This is a genomic window from Nitratireductor sp. GCM10026969 (assembly GCF_042660605.1).
GTDB lineage: Bacteria > Pseudomonadota > Alphaproteobacteria > Rhizobiales > Rhizobiaceae > Chelativorans.
Window position 1 is genome coordinate 1 of sequence record NZ_JBHSUM010000205.1, and the last position, 6,017, is coordinate 6,017.

Annotated in this window: 7 protein-coding genes; 4 read left to right on the plus strand and 3 right to left on the minus strand. The window is 66.4% G+C overall.

The window, feature by feature from the left end; all coding sequences use genetic code 11:
• The 4 genes from odhB to lpdA form a co-directional block, all read left to right on the plus strand.
• Nucleotides 1–777 (plus strand): 2-oxoglutarate dehydrogenase complex dihydrolipoyllysine-residue succinyltransferase (odhB, locus tag ACFP9U_RS23160; protein WP_378625075.1); only part of this gene is annotated, 777 nt, incomplete at its 5' end.
• A 111-nt stretch (nt 778–888) separates the two neighbouring features.
• Nucleotides 889–1,503 carry a LysE family translocator gene (locus ACFP9U_RS23165; RefSeq protein WP_378625077.1) on the plus strand — a complete coding sequence of 205 codons (615 nt, stop codon included), beginning with the start codon at nt 889–891 and terminating at the stop codon, nt 1,501–1,503.
• 52 nt (nt 1,504–1,555) lie between these two features.
• Nucleotides 1,556–2,308: an SDR family oxidoreductase gene (locus ACFP9U_RS23170; protein ID WP_378625078.1), complete on the plus strand. Its 753-nt coding sequence runs from the start codon at nt 1,556–1,558 to the stop codon at nt 2,306–2,308.
• 40 nt (nt 2,309–2,348) lie between these two features.
• On the plus strand, nt 2,349–3,761 hold the full coding sequence (gene lpdA / locus ACFP9U_RS23175) for a dihydrolipoyl dehydrogenase (protein WP_378625080.1): 1,413 nt from the start codon (nt 2,349–2,351) through the stop codon (nt 3,759–3,761).
• A gap of 48 nt (nt 3,762–3,809) precedes the next feature.
• Here lpdA and ACFP9U_RS23180 read toward each other — a convergent pair whose 3' ends face one another.
• The 3 genes from ACFP9U_RS23180 to ACFP9U_RS23190 form a co-directional block, all read right to left on the minus strand.
• Complete coding sequence (locus ACFP9U_RS23180; RefSeq protein ID WP_378625081.1) at nt 3,810–4,208, minus strand: hypothetical protein; 399 nt, start codon at nt 4,206–4,208, stop codon at nt 3,810–3,812.
• Between the two features lie 137 nt (nt 4,209–4,345).
• Complete coding sequence (locus tag ACFP9U_RS23185) at nt 4,346–5,413, minus strand: TraB/GumN family protein (RefSeq protein WP_378625083.1); 1,068 nt, start codon at nt 5,411–5,413, stop codon at nt 4,346–4,348.
• A gap of 61 nt (nt 5,414–5,474) precedes the next feature.
• Nucleotides 5,475–6,017: tyrosine-type recombinase/integrase (locus ACFP9U_RS23190; protein WP_378625084.1), on the minus strand; the 543-nt coding region annotated here is incomplete at its 5' end.

The following is a 6,017-nucleotide window of genomic DNA, read 5'->3' on the forward strand; positions in this document are numbered from 1 at the left end:
CCCAGCGAGCCGGCGGAGACGCCGAAGGTGGCGGAAGCGCCCAAGGCGGCCCGCGCACCCTCGCCGAGCGACGACGAGGCGCGCGAGGAACGCGTGAAGATGACGCGCCTGCGCCAGACGATCGCCCGGCGCCTCAAGGAGGCCCAGGACACCGCCGCGATGCTCACCACCTTCAACGAGGTGGACATGACGGCGGTCATGGACCTGCGCAAGAAGTACAAGGACCTGTTCGAAAAGAAGCACGGCGTGAAGCTCGGCTTCATGGGCTTCTTTTCCAAGGCCGTCTGCCACGCGCTGCACGAGATCCCGACGGTCAACGCCGAGATCGACAACACTGATATCATCTACAAGAACTACTGCCACATCGGCGTCGCCGTCGGTACCGAGCGCGGCCTTGTCGTGCCCGTGGTGCGCGATGCCGACCGCATGACGATCGCCGAGATCGAAAAGGAGATCGGCCGCCTGGGGGCCGCCGCCCGCGACGGCAAGCTCTCCATGGCCGACATGCAGGGCGGCACCTTCACCATCTCCAATGGCGGCGTCTACGGCTCGCTCATGTCGACGCCGATCCTCAACGCCCCGCAGTCGGGCATCCTCGGCATGCACAAGATCCAGGAGCGGCCGATGGTCGTCGGCGGCGAGATCAAGATCCGTCCGATGATGTATCTGGCGCTCTCCTACGATCACCGCATCGTCGATGGAAAGGAGGCGGTGACCTTCCTCGTGCGGGTGAAGGAGGTTCTGGAGGATCCGGAACGGCTGGTGTTGGATCTTTAGGAGAGGCGCGAGGGGCGTGGGGGATATGGAAGTGCTCGCAGACGCCGGTTCTCTGTCGCGCGCCCCTCTGCCCTGCCGAGCTTCTCCCCGCCCCGCTCCGGAGAGCCGTCGATGAGCATCGAGTTCCTTATCACCGCTCTGATCGTCGTCCTCGTCCCGGGCACAGGGGTCGTCTACACGGTTGCCATGGGGTTCACCGCCGGCCGCAGGGCAAGCTTCGCCGCCGCCTTCGGTTGCACGCTCGGCATCCTGCCGGCCCTGTTCGCCTCGGCGGTCGGCCTCGCCGCCCTCCTCCACACGAGCGCACTTCTCTTCCAGGCCGTCAAGCTCGCCGGCGTCCTCTACCTCCTCTATCTCGCCTGGCAGACCCTGAAGGAATCGGGTCCGCTGAGGATAAAGGCCGGCGAACGCCGGCCCGTGGCGGCATGGACGGTCATCAGGACCGGCGTCCTCATCAATGCGCTGAACCCGAAGCTATCCCTCTTCTTCCTCGCCTTCATCCCGCAATTCATCGATCCCGCAGCAGGGTCCGCCATCAGCCAGATCCTAGCCCTCGGCGCGGTCTTCATGGCCATGACCTTCGCCGTCTTCGTCGTCTATGGCGCCTTCGCCGCGCTTTTCGGCGAGAAGGTGTTGAGAAGCGATACCGTGCTCAAATGGATGCGGCGCACGGTGGCGGCCGCCTTCGCCGGCTTCGGCCTTCGCCTGGCATTTTCCGACCGATAGCCTCACCTGATCCCATGCACCTCCTCCCACGACACCGAAATGGAGAGACCCGATGCCAGCCAGCAATGACGTCCTGATCGTCACCGGCGCGAGCCGCGGCATCGGCGCGGCCACGGCATTGCAGGCCGCCCGTGCTGGCTGGCGCGTCGTCATCAACTATCGCGCCGACGAGAAGGCGGCCGAAGCCGTGCTCGGCCAGGTCAGGAAAGCGGGCAGCGACGGAATCCTCGTGCAGGCGGATGTCGCCGAACCGGCTGACATCGAAGCTCTGTTCGCTGCCGCGGATTCGTTCGGCGCTCTGGGCGGTCTCGTGAACAACGCAGGCATCGTCGACATCCGCGCCCGCGTCGACGAGATGAGCTTCGAGCGCCTCGAGCGCATGATGCGTGTCAACGTGGTCGGCTCGTTCCTGTGCGCGCGGGAGGCGGTTCGGCGCATGTCCACCCGGCACGGCGGCAAGGGCGGCGGGATCGTCAACCTCTCCTCCGTCGCGGCACTTCTGGGCGGTCCCGGCCAGTATGTCGACTACGCCGCCTCGAAGGGCGCCATCGACACCTTCACCACCGGGCTTGCCAAGGAGGTGGCGGAAGAAGGCATTCGCGTGAACGCCGTCCGGCCCGGCATCATCGACACGGAGATCCATGCCTCCGGGGGCGAGCCGGACCGCGTGAAGCAGATGCGCGCCGCCGTTCCCATGAAGCGCGAAGGCAGCGCGGAAGAGGTGGCCAATGCCATCGTTTGGCTTTTGTCCGACGCGGCGTCCTACGTCACCGGAGCATTCATCGACGTAACCGGGGGGCGGTAGTCCGCTCCAAAAGTGGAAACAGAACAGGCAGGAAGAACCCATGCCCACCACCTATGATATTGTCGTGATCGGAACCGGCCCCGGAGGCTATGTCTGCGCCATCAAGGCGGCCCAGCTCGGCCTCAAGACGGCGGTGGTGGAGAAACGCCCGAACCACGGCGGCACCTGCGTCAATGTCGGCTGCATTCCCTCCAAGGCGCTGCTCCATGCCACCGAGATGCTGGCCGAGGCGCAGCATTCCTTCGCCGATCTCGGCATCGACGTGGACCAGCCGAAGGCGGACTTGAAGAAGATGCTGGCCCACAAGGACAAGACTGTCGAACAGAACGTCAAGGGCCTCGATTTCCTGTTCAAGAAGAACAAGATCGACGTCTTCCGCGGAACCGGGCGCATCGCCGGGGCCGGGAAGGTGGTCGTCACCGGCGAGGACGGCAAGGAAGAGACCGTCGAGGCGAAGAACATCGTCATCGCCACCGGCTCGGATGTGGCCGGCATTCCGGGTGTCGACGTCAAGTTTGACGAAAAGGCGATCGTCTCCTCCACCGGCGCGCTGGAGTTCTCCAAGGTGCCGGAAAAGATGATTGTGGTCGGCGGCGGTGTGATCGGCCTTGAGCTCGGCTCCGTCTGGGCGCGGCTCGGCACGGAGGTCACTGTGGTCGAATATCTCGACACGATCCTCGGCAGCATGGATGGCGAGGTCGCCAAGCAGTTCCAGCGCCTGCTCGGCAAGCAGGGCATGACCTTCCATCTCGGCGCCAAGGTGACGGATGTCTCCAAGGCCAGGAAGGGTGCGAAGGTCACTTTCGAGCCGGCCAAAGGCGGCGAGGCCGAAACGATTGAAGCCGATGTCGTGCTGGTCGCCACCGGCCGCAGGCCGGTCACCGAGGGCCTCGGCCTCGATGAGGCGGGCGTGGAGACGGACGAGCGCGGGCGCGTGAAGACGGACGAGCACCTGCGCACCAACATTCCCGGCATCTTCGCCATCGGCGACGTGATCGCCGGGCCGATGCTCGCCCACAAGGCCGAGGAGGAAGGCGTCGCCGTGGCCGAAATGATCGCCGGTCAGGCCGGCCACGTGAACTACGGGGTCATCCCCAGCGTCGTCTACACCAGCCCGGAGGTCGCCTCCATCGGCCGCACCGAGGAGGAGCTGAAGGAGGCCGGCATCGAATACAGCGCCGGCAAGTTCCCCTTCACCGCCAACGGCCGCGCCCGCTCGATGCTGCACACGGACGGCTTCGTGAAGGTTCTGGCCGACAAGGCGTCCGACCGCATTCTCGGCGTGCACATCCTCGGGTTCGGCGCCGGCGAGATGATCCACGAGGCAGCCGTCCTGATGGAGTTCGGCGGCTCGTCGGAGGACCTGGCACGCACCTGCCATGCCCACCCGACCATGTCCGAGGCGGTCAAGGAAGCCGCGCTCGCCGCCTTCTCCAAGCCGATCCACTCCTGACGGATGGCGTGGCGGCCGCGGAAAGCCCGCGGCCGCAAGCCCGGCTCGCTACTGCGGCTGGGTCGTATCCGTATCGGGCGCCGGAGCGGTATCGCCGGTGTCCGGCGTAGCCGGTGCGGTATCGGCCGGAGCCTCGCCGCCTTCCGGCGCCGCAGGCGCCTCGCCGGTCGCATCGGGTGCGGGCGCCGCAGGGGCGTCGTCGCCTTCCGGCACGACCACCGTCTCCTCGTTCTCCGGCGCCACGATCGTCTCGGTATCGCCAAAGAACGCACCGCCGCCAAAGGCAAGGAAGAGAATAATCAGGATCGCCGCCAGCACCGCCACCACGATGAAAGTACTGGTACCGCTGGAGCGCACCACCGTCTGATTCGCCGGTGGCGGCGTACGGCCGCCCGCCGGATCCGCGTTGGGCGCATCGGGATCTCGATTCCGGTCTCGCTCACTCATCGGGATTCTCCGTTGTTTGTTCGCCGCTTAACGCCGTAGAGTTGCAAAGTGTTCCCGAAGGGGACCGCGCCGCGAGAAGCCTCGTGCCGTGCCGACGCCCGGAAGATGTGCAAGCAAGCCGAAACCGGCGCTCCGACTCAGTCAGCGCGTGTAACCGTGTAGCCCGTCTCGCGCAGGAGAGAGACCAGCCCGTCCGGCCCCGGCAGATGCATGGCACCCACTGCGATGAAGGCTCCGCCCGCCTCGATCAGCGGAACGGCACGTTCGGCCATCTGCCTGTTGCGCGCCTTCACCATGGCTTCCTCGAAGGCCGCATAGCTTTGGGCCGTCGCTTCATCGTCTGGCAGGAGGCGGTCGAGCGCCGGCCAGAACATGCCGGTCTCACCGCGCAAATAAAGGCCAATCAGCGTCTCGATCATATCGTCGGTGCGATCCTTGAGCGCAAGCGTCCCGATCAGTCCGTGGACATGCGTCTCCATCGGCAGGGACGCCATCGCCTCCAATTGCTCGCGGATGCTCTCCAATCCGACGAGCCGTTTACCCTCGGCCTGTGCCTGGTCGGCAAGCTTTGCGTCGAGCACCAGTGCGCCCTCTTCCTGTCGTTCCAGCTCGCACGCCGGCAGCGACACGAGCGCGATCAGCATCCAGGGCTTCATCTTCACCACGCTTTGCAGCGGCACGCCGCGCGCGGCGAGTGCGGCGGAGACGATGTCGCGCTCGCGCGGCGTGAGATGGTCCGTCAGGTCCTCGCCCGGCGGGAACATCATCAGGCCCGGCGTTTCCGCCATCGCAGCCATCATCTCCCGCTCGTCCAGCACGTCGGTGGTCTCGATGACGATCGTGCCGGCTTCGGCGAAAGCCTCGCGCGCCGCCGACGGCAGGTCCACCACGCGCGGATCGCTTACATGCATCGTACCGAAGAGATAAGAGGACGGACCCTGCCGCCCTTCCACGCGCCACAGCAGGCCCCGGCCGTTTTCCGCCGCGGCCGCTTCTTCCTGCATCTCCTCGAGCAGCGCGGGATCGCGCTCGGCAAGCTCTTCCACGAGGTCGTGCCCCGCGCAGGCTGTCTCCTCGGCGCGAACGCGGCCCGTCGCGATGAGAAGCACAGCCATGAAGACCAGCACGAACAGGAGATTGACGGCCGACACGAAGCCCAGCGAAAACTCCGCGATGCGGTCGGCGATGGAGCGGGCGCGTTTCATGGCTCACCCTTACCGTGGGAAAGCGGCGAAACTGTTAAGCCGCTCGTCGAAACCGCGCGGGTCAGGCGCGCGGATGCGCACTGTCGTAGATCTCCAGAAGCCGTGAGGTGTCGACCGCGGTATAGACCTGCGTCGTCGAGAGACTGGCGTGGCCGAGCAGTTCCTGGATTGCCCGCAGGTCGCCGCCGCGGCCCAGAAGATGGGTGGCGAAGGAGTGGCGCAGCGCATGCGGCGTCGCCGTGTCGGGCAGGTTGAGCGCGGAACGCATCTTCTTCATCTCGCGCTGGATGATGGCCGGCTGCAAGGCGCCGCCGCGCACGCCGCGGAAAAGCGGCGCTTCCGCCGTCAGGTGGTATGGGCAGAGGCGCCGATATTCTTCGACCGCCTGGACGACCACCGGCAGAACCGGCACCACCCGCGTCTTGCCGCCCTTGCCGGTGATCCGCAGGGTACCGCCGCGCAGGGCGGCAATTTCCGCCCCGGTCAGGCCCAGCGCCTCGCCGATGCGCATGCCCGAGCCGTAGAGAAGCGCCAGAACGGCGGCATTGCGCGCCGCCACCCACGGCTCTTCGGCGAGTTGGCCTTCGCCCGAGGCGACGCGACG